We start from the raw sequence: 17,027 nt of genomic DNA, 5'->3' as shown, positions 1-17,027 counted from the left end.
CATGCGTCGGGGAATCATCGTCGTCGACCGTTTCGTCGGGACCGTCGTCGCCCTCGCGCTGATCACAGCGGGTGGGCTGGCGCTCGGTTGGTGGTACGACGTCCTGCCGGATGCACCGGGTCGAGTCACCTTGACCGGGCCGGCGGATCCGGCCGAGGCAGAATGGTGGCCGTGGGCAACGGGTGCAGGCGGGGTGCTCCTGCTCGCCCTCGGTCTTTGGTGGCTGACCAAGCATCTGCCTCGTCGGGTCGGAGGCCGTTTCAAGCTGGCCGGCGCCGACCGTAGCGGCCAGCTGACGGCCGACGCGAATTCGGCCGCGAGCGCGGCCGCAGCCGCACTGACGAACTGTCCGGCGGTTCGCGACGCATCCGGCCGAGTGGTCGCCGATCGCGGCGAGCTGGTCGCCGAGCTCCGCTGCACGATCGAGCCGAGCGCCGACCTCGGCACGGTCTACGCCGCCGCAACCCGCGTCGCCGCAGACCTCCATCACGTCATCGGCCTGCCAGACCTGCGCCACCGGATCCACCTCCGCGTAGCCCGCACCGACAAGACAGCACCACCTCGCCGCACGATCTGACCTCCTACTTGACGACGCGGTAGCGGAGGTGGGTGACGCCGCTGCCGGCCTCGACGACGCGGTCGCGGTCGAGCGTGACCGGCTTGCGGCCGAGCAGGTCGAACAACCGGACACCGCTACCGAGCAACACCGGAACCAGGTGCACCTGGATCTCGTCGAGCAATCCGACCGCCAGTGCCTGCTGCGCCGCGGTGGCACCGTGCAAGCCGACGGTCTTGTCACCGGCCACCTTCTGTGCCTGAGCGATCGCGCTCTCGACGCCATCGGTGACGAAGGTGAACACCGCCGGCGCCTCGGCCGGGGGATTGTGCGTGAGGACGAAGCACGGAACCTGGCCGGCCGGACCGCCGTCGCCCCAACCGCCGTCGCCGACGGAGATGTCGTACGAGCGTCGCCCCATCAGGATCGCTCCGGCACCGTCCACCATCTCCTGAAGCACCGCCTGGTCGGCAGCGGTGGACGTCTTCCAGAGCCAGTCGTGCAGGACGTCGCCACCCTCGCCCAACGGGTCCTTCCGGCTGACGTGCGGTCCGGTGACGAACCCGTCCAGCGACATCGACATCCCAACGGCGACCGTGCCCATGATTTCCTCCTACGGCTGGTGACCCGCTCCAGCGGGGTTGTCACCAGCCTCGCCGTCAGCGGCCGCCCAGACATCCGTGGTCACTACTGAATCCGCGGCGCCGTCGCCCCGAGCAGGTCGAGTTCGGCACGCCCTGCAGCGGCTCGCGCCGGCACCAGCAGCAGCGTGACCGCGCGTTCGAATCGAGCGCCGAGGCGCTCCCACCGGTGCACGGATTCGAGCATCAGCTCCGGATCGCCGGCGTGCCGGGCGGTAGCGCGTGCGAGGCAGGCCGCCGCCCAGTCGTTCTCGGCCGCGGCAGGCTCCGCGGCCTTCAGCTGGTCGGCCGCGTCGGGCAGGCCCGCGACCACCGCGAGCTCGGCCCCGGCCGCGTGGGCGTAAGCCATCCACCACTTCTCCGGGAACGACGCGAGCGCGGCGGCGACCAGCTGTGGTGCGTCCTCGTACCGGCCGGTGTGTACTGCGACGCGCGCGTCGGCGAATGCCGCAGCGGCGGCCAGTCCGAGGGAGTCCGCCGCTTTGTCGACGTGCGCGATCCGGCGGGCGCGTGAACGCCATTCCTCGGACGACGGGAGGTCGCCGCGGAGGCCGTGGACCATCGCCACGATCGCCCCGGCGGACGACGGCCAGTCGCCGCGGAGCGAGGAGAGCTCGGTGGAGGTCGTGGCCGCCAACCAGCCGTCCCACAGCACATCGGCCTGAAGCAACGCCTCGTCGAAGCGGCCGGTCAGGCCGTAGAGCCGGATCAACCGCGGCGCGACGAGAGCCGGGTGGGTGCCGACAGTGTCGTGCCGGGCCGCCTGCTCCGCGATGGCGGCAGCGGCGGGCAGATCTCCGGCGGCGATCGCTGAGGTCGACGCCACGTGGAAGAGATCGACGAGCTCGGCTGCGATCGCGGGCTCGTGGCGGGCGGCGGTGGCGGCCAGCCGGAGCCGCTCGTCGGAGAGCCGATGAGCGCGGCGCAGTTGCCCGTCGTTGGCCAGTGCCGTCCCCAAGACGTCCAACGCGCCCAGCACGAGTGCGTCGTCCCCGGAACGCCGGGCGGCCGTCACCGCCATCTGCGCCACCTCAAGGTCCGGGTCGAGTGGCGTCCGGCCCGACATCCACGCCTGGGCCATCGCGAGTACGGCGGCAGCCCGCGGGTCGGTCGGATCAGCCAGAGCCGTTGCCTCGGTCAACAAGGCGACCAGACGATCCCGCGGAATCGGGTCGGTGAAGGACGTCGAGAAGCGAGTGGCGGCCAGTACCGCCGAGGCTTGTGCCACCGCCTGCCTGGTCCGGTCGCCCGCCGCGGCCGCGCGATCGATTGCCTCCAGCAACAACCCGAAGCTGGTGTCCCCGGCGGAGATGGCGAGGGCGACGGCGGCCGCCGTACCGAGGTGGTCGGCCGCGGCGGCCGGGTCGGGGGCTAGCTCGGCGGCCCGGCGGTAGAGGTCGCGGGCTGACACGACGAGCCCGCGCCCGAAGCTGAGGTGGGCCAGCGACAGCGCCAGCCGGTACGCCGTACCGTCCGGGACAGCCTGGGCGAGCGCGTTGCGCAGGTCATTGGCGACGGCGTCGAAGTCGGCCGGCGGAAGGCAATCGATGCGAGCCTCCAGTTGGGCAGCCGTGTCCGCGGCCCACTGCACGTATCTGGCCGTGAGGTCCGAGTCGTTCAGATCCTGTACGGCGACCGCGCGAACGGTTTCCAGCAGCGACCATCGGGTGACTCCGCACATTTGCCGGTGGACGACGAGACTCCGGTCGACGAGCCTGCCGACGAGGTCCGCGATGGCCCCGGCGCTCTGGTCCGGGGTGACTGCCGCGACAGCGTCGAGGGTGAAGCTGCAGACGAACACCCCGAGCCGACCGAAGAGTCGCCGTTCGTCGTCGGCCAGCAGGTCGAGGCTCCAGCCGATCACGTCCTGCAATGAGTGGTGCCGCTGATCCGGCCCACGGCCACCGGAGATCAAACGCAAGGGGTCGGCCAGCGCGACGGCGACGCCGTCAACACCTAGCGACACGGTCCGCGCGGCGACCAACTCGATCGCCAACGGCATGCCGTCGAGCGTCTCGCACAGCCGCTCGACCGCCGTGGGCTCCGCGACCAGGCTGGGCTCGGTGGCTCGGGCGCGGTCCAGGAAGAGCTTGTGAGCTTCAGCGCCGAGGGATGGCACCTGGACGAGTCGTTCACCCGGTACGGCGAGTCGTTCGCGGCTGGTGGCGAGGATCGTGACGTGCGGACACGAGCGCAGGATCCGTGCGGCCAACTGTCCGACTTCGGCGATCACGTGCTCGCAGTTGTCCAGCAGCAGGAGAACCCGCTCTCCGCGCAGCCGGTCGATCACCGCGTCGGTGGGGGTCCCGGTGGGTCGCTCGACGACGCCGAGCTCCTGAGCCACCGCCTGGCCGACGCCGTCGGTCCGGATCGGCACGAGGTCGACGTACACGACGTCTCGATCCAGGCTCGCGGCCACCTCGACGGCCAGCCGGGTCTTGCCCATCCCGCCGGTCCCGAGCAGGGTGACCAGCCGCGCGTTGTCGAGCGCCGCGGACACTGCGATGCACTCGTCGTCGCGTCCGACGAATGACGTCGGGAAGGCGGGCAGCCTTGACGAGGTGGTGGTGTCGGCGAGGGTGGCGAGCGTACGGCGATCGGGGACACCGGCCTTGCGGAGGAGTGACGCGACGTGGCTCTCGACCGTGCGAATGGACAGGTGCAGGTGTTCTGCGATCTGCGCGTTCGACTGGTGCCCGCGGATCGCCGCCAGCACCTCGGCCTCCCGCGCCGAAATCCGATCCCGCCAGTCCATTCCTGCACACTAGCTTCAGTGGTGGCCACGGATGTGGGCCAATCGTCGCCGGGCCACGCTGGCCACATGAGCGCACAAGAGGCAGCTCGACGAATCGTCGAGGCTAACAACTACCTGACCCTTGCGACGGCCGACCGCGACGGTCGGCCGTGGGCGACGCCGGTGTACTACACGCCTGACGGCGGCATCGACTTCTACTGGGTGTCTCGGCCGGAGAGCCGGCACTCCCGGAACCTTGCCGAGCGTCCCGAGGTCGGCATCGTCATCTTCGATTCCCAGGTCCCGCTGCTGACCGGCGAGGCGGTCTACCTGACCGCCTACGCCGAACAGGTCAGCGACCCCGACCTCGACCGCTGCACGGAGATCTTCCGCAGCCGCCTCCCCGAACTAGCCTCCTTCGAAGCCAAGCGACTCCGTGCGCCCGAGCCACTCCGCCTCTACCGCGCGCACGCGCTGGAAGCCTCCGTCATCCTGTCCGACGAGGCTGACATCCGCATCCCGATCGAGCTACCACTCAGCTGAGAGCCAGTAGCGGGCGATGGCCGCGATCGACCGGGGTCTCGGACCGGAGGAGGAGGTTGAGGGAGCTGTGGTTGGCGAGGCCGCCGAGTGAGCCCAGGGCTCGGAAGGTGAGGGTGATGTCGACGACGGCTGGCTCGGCGAACCGGACCCGGAATTCGCCCTCCTGGCGGGGCTCGCCGGTGAGGTCGTGCAGGGGGAGGTCCAGCTCGATCCCGGGGACCGGGTCGCTCTCGATCGCGAGCTGGCCGGTGACGTAGCCGAAGTTGGCGATCGTCAGGGGGATGGGCTGCCATTCGCCGGTGGCGAGGGTCTGGATCCGGGTTGCCGTTCGGGCGACGTTGACCCGGGCTTCGGGGTTGATGCTCACGGAGATCGGTGCGGTGGTGTCGACCGGACCACAGCAGCCGGCGGGTTCGCCGTACATGATCAGTCCACCTCGCACTCGTCGCGGCGGGTCAGGTAGGCGGCCTGTGCGGCGTCGTACGCCTCACGTGCCGCCGCTTGCTCGGTCTCGCGGATGAAGCCGGACTTGGCCTTCCACAGCGCGTCGACCGAATCGTGCAGCCATTGCGCGCTTCGGCGCGATGCCCGGATCGGTTGGCCGGCGATCTCGACGAAGATCGGCTGGGTGTGCACGCTGCGCAGGATCCGCAGCGCAACCCAGGACGAACGCTCCAGCGGTACGTCGAACTCGACCGCATGCTCGTTGCCGTCGGCAACCAGCTGCTGAGAGCCGACCGGCACGCCGTTCACCAGCACCTCGACCAGCACCGACCGGGACCGGTCGATCCGGGCTCGCTCGAGGTGCCAGCCGACGGGTGCGCTGTATGCCGGTTGTCCCGCTGAAGGCAACGTAGGTGGCTCCTCGGGCAGCCAGGCGGCGAGGGTCGCGGTGACCCGGACCGGTCCAGCGGCTTCCGCCGTACGCTCGCGGCTGGTGTCGCCGTCGATGGCGAAGTCGTAGACGTGACTGCGGCCGTCCCCGAAGTACGACGCTCCGTCCCTCAGTCCACCGAGCCATGACTCCAGGGCTCGCTCGCCGCGCGGCGGCTCGGGCAGCTGGACGTACGTGCGCCCGATGCCCGGGCCGTCGTCGTAGATGCAAGGGTAGTCGGTCTCGCCGAGCATCAGGGTGCGGTAGCCGACGTTCAGCAGGTGGTACCAGATGTTGAGCTCGACGGCCGGCGAGAACTCGGCGCCGCATTGGAAGTCGGCGGCACCCAGCGGTACGTCGACGATGATCTCGTTCGAGCCGATCGACTGGAAGCCGGGGATGAGGTAGTTCGGTAGCTCTTCGGTGCCGACCGACAGGCCGAGACCGCAGTGGGCGTAGCCGGCCAGCGCGTTCTGGTCGTGGGCCCAGCGCATGATCGGGAGGTTCCAGGACGGCCAGTCCTCGATGATCTTGGTCCCCGGGTAGTCCTGGTCGGTCAGCCCGAGCAGGATGACGTGACCGGAGTGGCTCGACGGGAAGCCGGACACCTCGAGGTCGTACCTGAGCACGCTCTGGTTGTCGCGATCGGTGTCCTGCGGCTTCCAGGTCATCCCTTGCGCCCGCTGCATGTCGGCGTACTCGAGCTCGGCGCGCGGGCTGATCGACGAGCCGCTGAAGAACTGCTTCTGGTGGTAGTAGCAGGGACCCCAGGTGAGCACGCTGCCCATCCAGAGACCTTCGCCACGGACGTGCCGGATCATCGTCTCCGGCGTGACGCCCTCGGTCGGCACGCTGTAGTGCGAGCAGCCGCCGGCGTGGATGTGTGGGTCGCCCGAGTAGTAGCCGTGGGCCGCCGGATCGGTCCAGCGGTCCAGCTCGATCGCCACGGCCTCGGTGTCAGCGGCTACAGCCACGTCCAGGCGGACCTCGCGGTACTCCGGGCCGCGGCGCGCGGTGATCTCGTACTGTCCGGCCGGAAGCGCGATCATTTCGCCGGTCGCGCGGTAGACGTGATCGTGGAAGAACATGTCGGGCGCCAGCCGCATCGCCCTCGACGGGTAGATCCGCCGCTGCGTGTCGCTGACGGTCAGTGTCGCGACGGAGCTGCTGCCGTCGGGTTCGCGGATGTCGAACCTGATGTCGCGCGCCGGCAGACAGTCGAACTCGATGACAGCGCCGTACTGGCGGCTCTCGAACCCCATCCGCTGCCAGGTGTTCACACCCTCCGCCGTGCGGAGGAAGGTGACCTCACCCCGGTGAGTGCCGCTGTCGCGCCCGTACAGGCTGATGACCTTGTACTCGGCGTCCAGACCGGACAGATCGGTCGGACCGGCGAGTTGTGTCTCCAGCCAGGCGGTCTTGATCCGCGGCACGCTGGTCAGCGTGTCCGGCATCGCAATCCGGGCGGCGTGGCTGTGGCTGTCGATCACATTGAGTACGCCGCCAGGTCCGACGGCCAGCCCGCCCTGCAGCTGCTGTGGGTTGGCGACTCGAACCAGGAAGCTCCGCCAGCCGTGCTGGACCAGCTGCGGCGTTGCGGCACCCGCCGTACTGATTGCCATGCCTTGCTCGTCGACCTCTACCTCGATGAGGACGTACGGACGGAGTAGCTCGTCCAGCTCGGCCGCATCGGCGAGATTGGGGAGGCGAGTGGTGACGTCGTCCGGGAGTGGATCACCAAGGTCGCGGAGTTTCTCGACGGCTCGAGTGGCGGATGCAAGCAGCGGCTGGAACACGGGGCCTCCTGTTGGTACGCCGGACCCCGAGCCTATGGCCGAGGTCCAAGCCGGTCATCACCTTTTTCAGGAGGTCACTGTGCTGACGAAGGCCGCGGCGGTTTCGTAGGTGAGGGCGGGCTCGGGGTTCCAGGGGAGAACCTTGCCCGCGGCTACGGCCGGCAGCTCGGACCACGCGGGGATGGTGGCCAGGCTCTCCGCATTCAGAGAGTTGGGGCGCTGGTCGTAGAGCAGGACGTCGGCGGGGTGGCTGGTGGCGAGGTCGGCCCACTTGACCACCTCCCAGCCGCCCGCAGTGGTGGTCGGGGCGAACGGGACACCTGCGTCAGCGAGGAGTCGAAGACTCGGCCAGTACGCCGGGTTCGCGACGTACGCGTCCGTGGGAGTGCCGCCGGAGAGCGCCACGACCTGTGCTGTGGTGGTGAGTCGGGCGATGGCTGTGGTGAGGGCTTCCTCTGGGTCGTCTACCTCTGCGCCTAGCGAACTCGCGAGGTCGTGGAAGCGCTGGATGACCGAGGTGAGCGTGCGGTTGCCGGCGATGCCGATCAGCAGGATCGGTGCGATCTCGCCGAGGCTGGTGGCCGCGTCCGCCGAGACGCCGTACGTCTCGCCGCCATAGGTCACAGTGACGATGAGGTCCGGCTGCAGCGACTTGACCAGGTCCAGGTCGATCGCATCGCCCGAGCCGACCAAGGGAACGTCCAGCCCGGCTGCCGCACTGCCGCCGGCGTCTGCGTGGTGCTGAGAGCCGAAGTAGCCCACCACTGGCACTCCGAGCCGCGTCAGCGTTTGCGCCGCCTGAGCGTAGGCAAGGATCCGCCTCGGTCGCTCCGCCACCACCACGGACTGCTGCCGGTCATCCTCGAAGGACCAACCATCGGACACCATGCTGCCGCCTTCCACCCAGACGTCGCGAGCAGCCAACCCTACCGAGGCGCCCGCGCCGTGTCGCCCGATACGGTCAGTCGTGAGATCCGTGGCAGGGAGGTCTGGTGACTGCATCAGTTGACGTGGATTCGCCGTACGTGCTTGGTGCGGAAGCCGTCCGGGAGTTCGAGCGGGACGGGTTTGTTCGGTTGTCCGGGGTTTTCGATGCGGCGACTGTTGAGTACTTCGGGCCGGAGATCACGTCCAGGGTGATCGAGCTGAATACGATGCACCTGCCGTTGGCGGAGCGTTCGACGTACGCGAAGGCTTTTCTGCAGGTGACGAACCTCTGGCGGCACAGTGAGGTCGTCCAGCAGCTCGTGCTGTCCGAGCGGCTCGGGCGGATCGCGGCAGAGCTGATGGGTGTCGATCGGGTGCGGCTGTATCACGATCAGGCGCTGTACAAGGAGGCCGACGGCGGTATCACGCCCTGGCACGCCGACCAGTACTACTGGCCGTTCGGTAGCGATCGTGCTTGCACCGCGTGGGTGCCGTTGCAGGAGACGCCGACCGGGATGGGCCCGCTGGAGTTTGCCGTCGGCAGCCAGTCCTTCGCGTTCGGCCGGGACGTCCCGATCAGCGATGAGTCCGAGGCCGCACTGCGGAAGGCGTTGGCCGAGCAGGGTTTCGAGGTCTCCGCCGAGCCCTACGCGCTCGGCGACGTCAGCTTCCACAGCGGGTGGACGTTCCATCGTGCGGGACCCAACACCACCGAGGTCCCACGCCGGGTGATGACCATCATCTACATCGACGCCGACATGCCGATCATCACTCCGACGAACGACCACCAACGCTCCGAGCTCGACCACTGGCGGGCCGACACGGCTCCGCACCCGCTTCCCAACACACCCCTCAACCCAGTGATTTACCGGAACCCGACCGTCGGGATCTGAGTCCGGCGGGCGCGCACCAGCGCGGCGGTCGCGAGCAGTCCGGTGATGAGGGAGACGAGGACGAGGAGTGCTACGCGGTCGAGGCGAGCTTCTTGGCAGTCGGCGGTGACCTTCTGTTCGAGCTGGGTGACGAGCTTCTCGGAGTTGTCGCCCTGGCCGGCCTTCTGCAGTTGCCCGGCGAAGGTCTGAGCGGCCTGGCGCCCGTCGAAGCTCGAGTGGTCCATCTGCAGCCGAGAGGTCTCGAGGCTGCCGAGTGGAGTGCAGTTGACGGAGATCTCGGCGTCGTCCGAGCGGTAGCCGTCGTACGTGACGTCCGCGGAGTTGAAGAACAGGAAGAGCATCCAGACCCCGCCGAGTACGGCCAACGCGGCGGGCAGTTTGGACAGGATGGGCTGCATGGGTCGTCCCGTCTGAATCAGCTGTCGAGCAGGTGGAGGGCTTCGGTGATGGAGTTGGTGACCGGGGCACCGGTAGTTTCCAGGGCCGCGCGGGTCATCGAGCCGGTGGTGACGAGGATGCAGTTAGCGCCGGCGGACCGGGCGGCTACGGCGTCGTCGACGACGTCACCGATGAGTACGACGTCGGCCGGGTCGAGGTCCTGGGCCGCGAGGTGGCGGATCAGACTGTCCGCCTTCGACTCGCCGCCGACCTGGCTGGTCAGGCCGTCGACACGAGTGAAGTACTGCGTGAGCCCGAACTGCTCGACCGTCGGGACGAGCCGCGCCTGGAACCACATCGACAGCAGCGACTGGGTCCGTCCGCTCTCGCTCAGTCGGCGCAGGGCGTCCGGCGCATCGGCCGCGAGACCGCTCGTGGACAGGAGAGCGTCGTACCGCTCGTGGTAGAGCTTGTCGACCCGCGCCCACTCCTCGTCGTCCAGGACACGGGCCAGGATCGCCTCGTACGAGACGCGCATCGGTCGCGCGTACACCGCTTGCAACTCGGCCCAAACCAGGTCAGCCCGACCGAACCCCGCGCACACCTGGTTGACCGCTGCCAGGACGATCTGGTTGTCGTTGAGCAACGTCCCGTTCCAGTCCCAAACCACATGCGAAACCTTGTTCATTTGCGTCACTCTAGGCGGAGCCATGGTCAACCGATTGAGGAGTGCAGTGGAGTTCAGGAGCGCGCGGGAGGTCGGTGTCGGGTTTCACGCCGAGGTGATCCGACCCTTGGTGGGAGACGTCGCGTACGCGGCCGGACTGCTCGGCTGGGGATCGGACGTGCTCGGGTACGACACCGAGCGATCGATGGATCACGGGTGGGGACTGCGAGCCGTGGTGTTGGTGGATTCCGCTGAGGTCGAGCACGTACGGGCGCGGGTGGACGCTGGTCTGCCGGAGAAGTACGACGGGTTCCCGATCCGATTCGGCTGGGACGACGTCGAGCCCATGCACCATGTGACGGTCACAACGGTGGGGGAGTGGCTGACAGGTCAGTTGGGGTTCGATGCGAGCCAGGGGATCGGTCTGGTGGACTGGCTGGTGACACCGCAGCAGCAGCTCCTCGGTGTGGTGGCCGGACGCGTGTACGCCGACGACGGCCGCCTCGCTGCGGTCCGCGAGGTGTTGCAGTGGTACCCGGATGAGGTGTGGCGCTGGCTGATGGCGTGCCAGTGGTCCCGGATCTCGGAGGAGGAGGCGTTCGTCCAGCGGACCTTTGAGGCCGGGGACTCGTTGGGGTCACGCGTCGTGGCTGCCCGGCTGGTGCGGGACGTCATGCGGCTGGCGCTCCTGCAGGCGCGGACGTATGCGCCGTACTCCAAATGGCTCGGTACGGCGTTCGCCCGCCTGGACCACGCGGATGGGCTCGACCAGGCCGTGGCCGACGCGCTGGGGGCCGATGACCTGGCGGCACGCGAGCACGCGCTGGTCACGGCGTACGAACTGGTTGGTCGGCGGCACAACGCACTGGCGATCACCGACGAGGTCGACCCCAGCCCGCGTCCGTTCCACACCCGCCCGGCCATGGTTCTGGGCGCCGAACGATTCGCCGGCGCCTGCCTGGAGACGGTGACCGACCCGGACCTCCGCCGGTACGGCCTGATCGGCTCGATCGACCAGTTCGCCGACAGCACCGAGGTGCTGAGCAACCCACCGGTGTGCCGGCGGCTGGTCAGCCTTTACCGCTGAGCGATCTCCCGGGCGCACAGGAAATAGTCATCGGTGGGCCGATGAGTTTTCCGGCCGGGCTGCGTTACATGGTCAGCAGCGTCGGTCAGACTGAGGCCGACCCGACCGCAGGAGGCCGTCAATGGACTGGAAACTCGAACTCGTCATCGTCCCGGTATCGGACGTCGACCGGGCGAAGAAGTTCTACGCCGAGCAGCTCGGATTCACCGTGGACGTCGACCACAGCATGGGTGACTCGTTCCGCGTCGTCCAGCTGACCCCGCCGGGGTCGGCGTGTTCGATCAGCATCGGTATCGGGCTGACCAAGGCGGCGCCGGGGACCTACCAGGGCACGCATCTGGTGGTGAACGACATCGAGGCGGCCCGGGCCGAGCTGGTCGAGCGGGGCGTGGAGGCCAGTGAGCCGTTCCACTTCACCGCCGAGGGGCAGCAGCCCGGCGTCAGCCCGAAACGGCAGAACTTCGAAAGCTTCTTCACCTTCTCGGACCCCGACGGCAACGGCTGGACGGTCCAGGAGGTGGGAAAGAACCCGTCATGACGACTCTCGAGGAGGCGGCGTTCGCGGGCGACGAAACCGCGTTCGCCGACCTCGCCGGGCGGTACCGGCGCGAGCTGCACGTGCACTGCTACCGCATGCTCGCGTCCTTCGACGACGCGGAGGACGCCGTCCAGGAGACCCTGCTGCGCGCCTGGCGGCGGCGGGACTCGTTCGACGGGCGGACATACTTCCGCGCCTGGTTGTACCGGATCGCGACCAACGTGTGCCTCGACGTTGCCCGCCGTACGACGTCATCGGGCGAGGTCGCGTGGTTGCAGCCGTACCCGGACCGGATGCTCGACGAGATCGCCCCGCCCACCGACCAGCCCGACTCGGTCGCCGTGGATCGGGAGACGATCGAGCTCGCGTTCCTGGTCGCCCTGCAGGCCTTGCCGGCTCGGCAACGGGCCGCACTGATCGCCCGCGACGTCCTCGGCTGGTCGGCCGCGGACACCGCCGTACTCCTCGAGACCAGCGTGGCGGCGGCGAATTCCGCCCTGCAACGAGCCCGGGTGACCATGCAGCAACGGTTGCCGGCTCGCCGTAGCGACTGGACCGCTGCTCGGCCCACAGCCGAGGAGCGGGACGTCCTGGGCCGATTCATCGACGCACACCAGCGGTGCGACGCGGCCGCAGCGATCGCCATCGCGGCCGAGGAACTGCGCGTGTCGATGCCGCCGAACCCGATGGTCTTCGACGGGCTCGAGTCCATCCGGCCGCTGTTCGAGCGTGCCTTCGGGCCGGAGCGGGACGGCGACTGGCGGTTGGTGCCGACCTGGGCGAACCGGTTGCCGGCGGCCGGTTCCTACCTGCGCAGGCCCGGGGACACCGTGTTCCGGGCGTTCAAGCTGGATGTGTTGCGGGTCGGCGACGGCAAGATCGTCGAGATCATGACGTTCGGCTACTCCCGTTTCCCGGCCTTTGGCCTTCCGGACCGATTGACCCCCTAGTGTGGGCCACATGCTGGGACTGCCTTCCGAGATCCAGGTGTGTCTGTTCGACCTGGATGGTGTGCTCACCGATACCGCGGCTGTTCACGCCGCCGCCTGGAAAGAGATGTTCGACGTGTTCCTCCGGGATTATTCGGAGCAGCACGGCATCCCGTTCCGGCCCTTCGACGCCAGAGCGGAGTACGACGCCTACGTCGACGGCAAGCCGCGCGCGAGTGGCGTCCGGGACTTCCTGACCTCCCGCGGGATCACGCTGCCCGAGGGCACGCCGGACGATCCGCCGGGCGCGATGACGGTGAACGGACTCGGCAACCTCAAGAACGACGCCGTCCAGCGGCGGATCCGGACCGACGGCGTACATGTGTTCGAGGGATCGCGGCGGTACCTGCAGGCCGCCGAGCAGGCCGGGCTGCGGCGGGCCGTGGTGTCCTCGAGCGCCAACACCCGGGAGGTCCTCGAGGTCACCGGGCTCGCGCAGTACATCGAGGAGATCGTCGACGGTGTGACGATCCGGACCGAGGGGCTGGCCGGCAAGCCGGCACCGGACACGTTCCTGCTCGGGGCCAAGAAGTTCGGTGTCGAGCCGTCCGCGGCGGTCGTGTTCGAGGACGCGCTGGCCGGGGTCACGGCGGGCCGGTCCGGGCACTTCGGGTTTGTGGTTGGTGTCGACCGCGTCGGGCAGGCCGACGCGTTGAAGGTCCATGGTGCCGACATCGTCGTACGCGACCTGGCCGACCTGCTGGAGGACTGATGATCGACCGCGGACACCACCCGATCGAGCCATGGCAGCTGCGGGAGACCCGCCTGGCGCTCGACAAGCTGGCGCAGTCTGAGTCGTTGTTCGCCTTGTCGAACGGCCACATCGGCCTGCGTGGCAACCTTGACGAGGGCGAGCCGTACGGGATCCCGGGCACGTACCTGAACTCCTTCTACGAGCAGCGTCCCCTCCCGTACGCCGAAGCCGGCTACGGCTACCCGGAGTCCGGCCAGACGCTGGTGGACGTCACCAACGGCAAGCTGATCCGGCTGCTGGTCGACGATTCGCCGTTCGACCTGCGCTACGGCTTCCTGAGCAAGCACGAGCGGTCCCTGGACTTCCGGACCGGCATTCTCGAACGGGACGTCGACTGGACGTCACCGAGTGGCAAGCGGGTCAAGATCAGCAGTCGCCGGATCGTCTCGCTGACCCAGCGGGCGGTGGCCGCGATCGAGTACACCGTCGAGGCCGTGGACCAGCCCGCGCGGTTCGTGATCCAGTCCGAGCTGGTCGCGAACGAGGCGCAGCCGAAGCTGTCTGACGATCCGCGGGTGGCCGCCGTACTGGACAACCCATTGAAGCCGGTAAGCCACGACGGTGGTGAGCACGGCGTCACCCTGATCCACCGGACCACCCGCAGCCGCCAGCTGATTGCCGCTGCGATGTGCCATGAGGTGGACACCACGGTCCGGTTCGCGCAGGACCAAGACGTCCGTGAGGACTGGGCGCGGTCGACGTTCATCGCGCAGCTGCAGCCGGGCGAGAAGTTGCGAGTGGTGAAGTACCTGGCCTACGGCTGGTCCAGTCTGCGGTCGGAAACGGCTGTTCGGGACCAGGTGGCCGCTGCGCTGGCCAGTGCGCGCTTCTCCGGCTGGGAAGGGCTGCTGAAGCAGCAGGTCGAGTTCCTGAACGACTTTTGGGACGGTGCCGACGTCGAGGTCGAGGGACACCCGGAGCTCCAGCAGGCGGTGCGATTCGCGCTGTTCCACGTCCTACAGGCCGGCGCGCGGGCGGAGCGGCGAGCCATCCCGTCGAAGGGGCTCACGGGCGCGGGGTACGACGGGCACACGTTCTGGGACACCGAAGGGTTCGTCCTGCCGGTGTTGACGTACACACTGCCCGATGCGGCCGCTGACGCGCTGCGATGGCGGCACTCGATTCTGCCGTTGGCCCGCGAGCGAGCCGACGTGCTGGGCCTGCGGGGTGCGGCCTTTCCCTGGCGGACGATCCGCGGCCAGGAGTGCTCGGGCTACTGGCCGGCCGGTACGGCGGCCTTCCACCTCAACGCGGACATCGCCGAAGCGGTGATGCGGTACCACCGAGCGACGGGGGACGAGCAGTTCCTCGAAGAGGTCGGACTCGAGTTGCTGGTCGAGACGGCCCGGTTGTGGATGTCACTGGGCCACCACGACCGCGACGGTCGCTGGCACCTGCCGGGCGTGACCGGACCCGACGAGTACAGCGCTGTTGCCGACGACAACGTTTTCACGAACCTGATGGCGGCGCGCAACCTGCGTTCGGCGGCTGCGGTCGCGGCGCAGCTCCCGAGCATCGCCCGTGAATTAGGTGTCGACGCGGAGGAAGAGGCCGCGTGGCGGGACGCGTCGGCCGCTGTGTATGTGCCGTACGACGAGAACCTCGGCGTACATCCGCAGTCCGAAGGGTTCACCGGCTACGCGGTATGGGACTTCGAGGCGTACAAGGACAAGTATCCGCTGCTGCTGCATGCGCCGTACTTCACGCTGTATCGCACGCAGGTGATCAAGCAGGCTGACCTGATCCTGGCGACGTTCTGGTGTGGCGACTCGTTCACCGCGGAGGAGAAGGCGCGGAACTTCGACTACTACGAGCGGCTGACGGTTCGGGACTCGTCGCTGTCCGCTTGCGTGCAGGCCGTGATGGCGGCTGAGGTGGGTCACCTTGATCTGGCCTACGACTACGCGTACGAGGCCGCGCTGATCGACATGCGCAACCTGCACCACAACACCGGCGACGGCCTCCACATGGCGTCGCTCGGCGGGGCGTGGAGTGCCCTGGTGGCCGGCTTCGGCGGACTGCGCGACCACGACGGCGTTCTGTCGTTCGACCCCGCGCTGCCGCAGGGGTTGTCGGGCCTGAAGTTCACCATCCGCTGGCGCGGGGCCCGCCTGCGGGTCGCGATCGACTCGATGTCGGTCCAGTACTCGGTCCACGACGGCGACGACGCCCGAGTCACCTTCATGCACCTCGACGAGGAAATCACCGTAACCACCGACAAACCAGTAATCCGAACCCTCCACAAACGCCAGCCCCTCCTACCCCGCCCACCCCAGCCCCTCGGCCGCGAACCAAGATCCGCCATGACCCTCAACGACAAAGAAACCTGAACTCCCGATCTCGGCGGGAACAGCTCGTGTGAAGGAGGTGTGGGTTTGATCGGGACACCGCTCCGCGGCGGCTGTCTTGTTGCCGCCTTCGGCGGGGCGCGGATGGTGGATCCGCCGCTCGCATGGTGTGCGCAGAGCGAGTGTGATTCGGTCGGGCCTTCCGGACTGTGGTTCGGGTGGGCGTTGCGGAGGGACTGTGGTCAGGGGCGGGCCTCGCGGAGGAACTGTGGTCAGGGCTTTGCGGAGGGACTGTGGTTCGCGGTCTCCGCTGCGTGATCGTGCTAGTCACGGCGGCGTGCGTCAAGGGCGCCTTCGGCGTCGCTGCGCGATCTTCGACCCTTGACCCACACCACCGCGACCAGGGAAGGACGCAGCTACGCGGATCCCGCGGGGGGCTGTGAGCCGGGTGGTGTGGATCCGGTTGGTCGGCGTGGAGCTGTGCGCCGGGGTTGAGGTGGGTCGGGTTGGTCGGTGTGGTGACGGGCTGGTCTGGTTCGGTGTGATTCGGTGCGGAATCTGGTGAACGGGCCGGTCCTGGTCTGCTGGTGTGCACGTGTCGGTTGCGCGGGGGCTGTCCCGGTCTTGGGATCTCGCGATCCGGGCAGATTCATCCACTCGCTGGTGCGGTAGCGCGTGTCTCGCGGGCTGGGGTGGATCTCTTCCCGTTGCGGGTAGAAGATCCTCCCGGTCCCCTTCCCTGCCAGGCGAATCCCGCCACCCGGACAAACCCGGCCACATCCCGAGACCCCGGCCCGTCCCCCGGCCACCACCGCGAGGGTTCTCCCACGAGATGGCCGGTTCTCCGGTGAAATCCCGGTGGGGGAACGGACAAACTCATGGGAGAACCCATGAGATGAACACCGCCCGGGCGGGGCAACCTCACCACGTCATCGACCGACCGCCCCGAGGGGTTTGGCCAGCGGCACCCGGACCGCTGCCCCACAGCGATCCACCTCCCCACCGGCCCACTACGAAGGGATAACCTCGTGGGTTGCGGGTTCACCCTTCTAGTACCAGCAGAGAACCCGCAACTCGCGGGGATATCCTCCGCCGTGATCACCCCCACCCGAAACGGACCCTGATCGTCAGCCTCACCACGTCCCGCCCCACGGACCGAAGGCCTCACCAGATTCCGCCCCGGTGATCACATCCGCTGTGCGACCACTCGGGTGAGCGGCTCCGGGATAGACGGTATGGAGTGACGCACGGGTTGGCGGGTGTTCTGGGGGGCCTGGTGTTTCCTCGCTCGGTGATTGTGTGCCGGCGCTGGTCGGTGTCAACGTCGTTCATGCTCGCTGCGCTGCGCGTGCTCCACGTTGA

Annotated in this window: 15 protein-coding genes; 8 read left to right on the top strand and 7 right to left on the bottom strand. The window is 68.5% G+C overall.

Going from position 1 to position 17,027, the window contains the following annotated elements; translation table 11 throughout:
* Position 1 precedes the first annotated feature (1 nt).
* Entirely contained in the window at positions 2-577 is a 576-nt protein-coding gene (locus ACWF4Z_RS13665; protein WP_452243333.1) for a hypothetical protein, read from the top strand.
* A gap of 4 nt (positions 578-581) precedes the next feature.
* Here the strand turns inward: ACWF4Z_RS13665 and ACWF4Z_RS13660 are convergent, their stop codons facing one another.
* Both ACWF4Z_RS13660 and ACWF4Z_RS13655 read right to left on the bottom strand, forming a co-directional pair.
* Positions 582-1,160, bottom strand: a complete 579-nt coding sequence (locus ACWF4Z_RS13660; protein WP_452243332.1) for a dihydrofolate reductase family protein — start codon at positions 1,158-1,160, stop codon at positions 582-584.
* 83 nt (positions 1,161-1,243) lie between these two features.
* Positions 1,244-3,952 carry an ATP-binding protein gene (locus ACWF4Z_RS13655; RefSeq protein WP_452243331.1) on the bottom strand — a complete coding sequence of 903 codons (2,709 nt, stop codon included), beginning with the start codon at positions 3,950-3,952 and terminating at the stop codon, positions 1,244-1,246.
* Positions 3,953-4,018: 66 nt separating this feature from the next.
* Between ACWF4Z_RS13655 and ACWF4Z_RS13650 the strand changes: the two genes are divergently transcribed.
* The gene (locus tag ACWF4Z_RS13650; RefSeq protein ID WP_452243330.1) at positions 4,019-4,474 is read left to right on the top strand and encodes a pyridoxamine 5'-phosphate oxidase family protein; all 456 of its coding nucleotides are present in this window, start codon (positions 4,019-4,021) and stop codon (positions 4,472-4,474) included.
* Here the strand turns inward: ACWF4Z_RS13650 and ACWF4Z_RS13645 are convergent.
* From ACWF4Z_RS13645 to ACWF4Z_RS13635, 3 genes are all read right to left on the bottom strand, one after another.
* A complete protein-coding gene (locus ACWF4Z_RS13645) occupies positions 4,467-4,898 on the bottom strand; it encodes a hypothetical protein (protein WP_452243329.1) in 432 nt (143 codons plus the stop codon). The two genes, ACWF4Z_RS13650 and ACWF4Z_RS13645, sit on opposite strands and share 8 nt — an antisense overlap.
* A 2-nt stretch (positions 4,899-4,900) precedes the next feature.
* Positions 4,901-7,144, bottom strand: coding sequence for a CehA/McbA family metallohydrolase (locus ACWF4Z_RS13640; RefSeq protein WP_452243328.1), 2,244 nt, complete (start codon positions 7,142-7,144; stop codon positions 4,901-4,903).
* A 66-nt stretch (positions 7,145-7,210) separates the two neighbouring features.
* On the bottom strand, positions 7,211-8,032 hold the full coding sequence (locus ACWF4Z_RS13635) for an ABC transporter substrate-binding protein (protein ID WP_452243327.1): 822 nt from the start codon (positions 8,030-8,032) through the stop codon (positions 7,211-7,213).
* A 104-nt stretch (positions 8,033-8,136) separates the two neighbouring features.
* Here ACWF4Z_RS13635 and ACWF4Z_RS13630 point away from each other — a divergent pair, with 104 nt between their 5' ends.
* Positions 8,137-8,964, top strand: coding sequence for a phytanoyl-CoA dioxygenase family protein (locus tag ACWF4Z_RS13630; RefSeq protein WP_452243326.1), 828 nt, complete (start codon positions 8,137-8,139; stop codon positions 8,962-8,964).
* On the opposite strand, the gene ACWF4Z_RS13625 is transcribed toward ACWF4Z_RS13630, so the two are convergent.
* Together ACWF4Z_RS13625 and ACWF4Z_RS13620 are read right to left on the bottom strand one after the other, a co-directional pair.
* Entirely contained in the window at positions 8,937-9,362 is a 426-nt protein-coding gene (locus ACWF4Z_RS13625; protein WP_452243325.1) for a hypothetical protein, read from the bottom strand. The genes ACWF4Z_RS13630 and ACWF4Z_RS13625 overlap by 28 nt on opposite strands.
* Positions 9,363-9,379: 17 nt before the next feature.
* Positions 9,380-10,030 (bottom strand): HAD family hydrolase, encoded by a 651-nt coding sequence (locus ACWF4Z_RS13620; protein WP_452243324.1) that lies wholly within the window; start codon positions 10,028-10,030, stop codon positions 9,380-9,382.
* A gap of 46 nt (positions 10,031-10,076) precedes the next feature.
* On the opposite strand from ACWF4Z_RS13620, the gene ACWF4Z_RS13615 reads away from it, so the two are divergent.
* The 5 genes from ACWF4Z_RS13615 (at position 10,077) to ACWF4Z_RS13595 (ending at position 15,707) form a co-directional block, all read left to right on the top strand.
* On the top strand, positions 10,077-11,096 hold the full coding sequence (locus ACWF4Z_RS13615) for a DUF4037 domain-containing protein (RefSeq protein WP_452243323.1): 1,020 nt from the start codon (positions 10,077-10,079) through the stop codon (positions 11,094-11,096).
* Positions 11,097-11,217: 121 nt separating this feature from the next.
* Entirely contained in the window at positions 11,218-11,634 is a 417-nt protein-coding gene (locus ACWF4Z_RS13610; protein WP_452243322.1) for a glyoxalase superfamily protein, read from the top strand.
* The gene (locus tag ACWF4Z_RS13605; RefSeq protein ID WP_452243321.1) at positions 11,631-12,584 is read left to right on the top strand and encodes a sigma-70 family RNA polymerase sigma factor; all 954 of its coding nucleotides are present in this window, start codon (positions 11,631-11,633) and stop codon (positions 12,582-12,584) included. Before ACWF4Z_RS13610 ends, ACWF4Z_RS13605 begins: the two co-directional genes overlap by 4 nt.
* 10 nt (positions 12,585-12,594) lie before the next feature.
* Positions 12,595-13,335, top strand: coding sequence for a beta-phosphoglucomutase family hydrolase (locus ACWF4Z_RS13600; RefSeq protein WP_452243320.1), 741 nt, complete (start codon positions 12,595-12,597; stop codon positions 13,333-13,335).
* Positions 13,335-15,707, top strand: a complete 2,373-nt coding sequence (locus ACWF4Z_RS13595) for a glycoside hydrolase family 65 protein (protein WP_452243319.1) — start codon at positions 13,335-13,337, stop codon at positions 15,705-15,707. Before ACWF4Z_RS13600 ends, ACWF4Z_RS13595 begins: the two co-directional genes overlap by 1 nt.
* Positions 15,708-17,027: the final 1,320 nt, after the last annotated feature.

The organism is Kribbella sp. NPDC055071, from assembly GCF_053608045.1.
The sequence above is the reverse complement of the archived record's forward strand: the minus strand, read 5'-3'. Positions and strand labels throughout refer to the sequence as shown.